This window comes from Dietzia sp. B19 (assembly GCF_014145155.1).
Classification (GTDB): Bacteria; Actinomycetota; Actinomycetes; order Mycobacteriales; family Mycobacteriaceae; genus Dietzia; species Dietzia natronolimnaea.
In genome coordinates, this window is record NZ_JAALED010000085.1 from 1 (window position 1) to 2,197 (window position 2,197).

Below are 2,197 nucleotides of genomic sequence, written 5' to 3' on the forward strand. Positions count from 1 at the left end.
TGGGCCCCAGGTCGCGGGCCTCGTAGCGGATCAACCGCACAGACTCCCACCCGCCCTCCGCCGCGAGTTCGGCTACCAGGTGGTGCCCGCCGCTCTCGCGGTCCTCGCCGCACGCGTCGCGCCACGCCTGCGCCTCCACGACGATCCGCAGGTGCGCGCCCCGCCGACCGGTCGCCACGGGCGCCAGCAGGTCGAGGAGTTCGGGGCCCTCGATGTTCTCGCCCATCCGTTCCAACAGCACGCCCACGACAGTGTCCCCGGGGGCCCGGAGATACTTGGAAGCGCGGATGGCGGAGGAGATCTCCGCCTCGTTGAGCAGTCGTGGATGCGGCACCACCATCGCCTCCACGCCCCACCGCACCCACAGCTCCCGCGCCGCGACCTCGGTCAACGTGAGCACCTGCGCCGCGGCCCCGACCAGCGTCCCGGTGTAGCCCCGGTGCGGCTCCGAGTCCTCATGGGAGGGGTAGACGATGTCGTGCACGGTCAGCACCATCGGGACCCCGGCGTGGGACAGGTGCTCGATGACGTCCCGGGCGCTCTCCGGATCCAGGTAGTCGTAGCCGAAGTGCACGTGGGCCACGTCCACGTGATCGAGGTCGCGGTCGGGGGCCGGGCCGTCGTCCTTCACGTACGTGCCCGGGTGGGATTCACCGTTGACCACGCCCGGGCGCATCGGGACCATCTCGAGGCGGCCCGACGACGCCAACCCCGTGATCCGGCGGACGGCCGGGTGCGCGGCGGGCAGCACCGCCACCCTCGTCCGGGACGCGCCGCCATGTGACCGCATAAAACTTAGTTTAGACCCCTACGCAAGTCTTCGATGAGGTCTCCGACGAATTCCAGCCCCACCGAGAGGCGGACCACGTTGTCGGTGATACCCACCGCGGCGCGCGCCTCCGGCTCCATCGACGCATGGGTGGTGGTCGCCGGATGGGTCACCAGGGACTTGGCGTCACCGAGGTTGTTGGAGATGTCGATGACCCTCAGCGCGTTGAGGAGTGAGAAGCAGCGCTGCTTGCCCCGGTCCACCTCGTCGTCGTCGAACTTCAGGCCGAACGTCACGACCGAGCCGCCGCCCGACATCTGCTCGGTGGCCAGGTCGTACTGCGGGTGCGAGGGCAGCATCGAGTACCGGACCCAGTCCACCGCGTCATGCGACTCGAGGAACTGTGCCACCTCGAGCGCGTTGGCGGACATGCGCTCGACCCGCAGGCTCATGGTCTCCAGACCCTTGAGCAGCACCCAGGCGTTGAAGGCGCTCATCCCGAATCCTGCATGACGCATCAGGTTCTGCACGGGTCCGGAGATGTACTCCTCCGGCCCCAGCACGGCCCCGCCCAGGACGCGGCCCTGGCCGTCGATGTGCTTGGTGGTGGAGTAGACCACGATGTCCGCGCCCAGCTCGAGCGGCTTCTGGTGCAGGACGGTGGCGAAGACGTTGTCCACCACCACCTGCGCGCCGGCCGCGTGCGCCAGCTCGCAGACCGCGCGCACGTCCACCAGCTCCTGCATGGGGTTGGAGGGGGTCTCGAAGAACACGGCGTCGGTCGGCTCGCTGAGCGCCTCGCGCCACTGGTCCAGGTCGGAGCCGTCCACGAACACCGTCTCCACGCCCCAGCGCGGCAGGATCTCGTTGCAGATCACGAAGCACGAGCCGAACAGCGCTCGGGAGGCCACCAGCCGGGAGCCGTTGCCCAGCAGCGCGGCCAGCGAGACGAACACCGCCGACATGCCGGAGCTGGTGGCGAAGCACGCCTCGGCGCCCTCGATCTGCCGCAGGCGCTCCTGGAACATCGCCACGGTCGGGTTGCCGTAGCGGGAGTACACGAACCGCTGGAGGTCCCCGTTGAACGACGCCTCGGCCGCCTCCGCCGAGGAGTAGACGTAGCCGGAGTTGAGGAACATCGGCTCGGCGGTCTCCTCGAAACCGGTGCGCATCTGCCCGGCCCGCACCCCCAGGGTGTCGGGGTGGAGTCCGTCGGGGAGCTCGTTGTTTCTCATCCGCTGCTTTCTGAGTGTCGTCGGTGGTGCGGTGGCGGGCCGGGCCGGGTCAGGACTGTCGCCAGGGCAGTCCCGCGACCTTCCACCCGTTGACCGAACCGCGGTGGCCCGCCGCGTCCGGGTCGCCCTCGAATCCCTCGGCCACGTTGTAGGCGGGGCCCAGGCCGGCGGCGGTGGCGGCGCTCGCGGCGGC

General features: G+C 70.0%; 2 protein-coding genes and 1 pseudogene. All 3 read right to left on the reverse strand.

Translation table 11 applies throughout. The annotated features are described in order from the left end of the window. On the reverse strand, positions 1-790 hold a 790-nt coding region (locus G6020_RS03435; RefSeq protein ID WP_194305948.1), incomplete at its 3' end, for a hypothetical protein. A gap of 5 nt (positions 791-795) precedes the next feature. Next, entirely contained in the window at positions 796-2,004 is a 1,209-nt protein-coding gene (locus tag G6020_RS03440) for an O-succinylhomoserine sulfhydrylase (RefSeq protein ID WP_182609664.1), read from the reverse strand. Between the two features lie 49 nt (positions 2,005-2,053). Then, positions 2,054-2,197: pseudogene (locus G6020_RS16885) on the reverse strand (rhodanese-like domain-containing protein); the annotation flags it as partial.

Coding starts and splice junctions, on each gene's coding strand:
- G6020_RS03440 (WP_182609664.1), bottom strand. CDS start 2,004: ATGAGAAACAACGAGCTCCCCGACGGACTCCACCCCGACACCCTGGGG.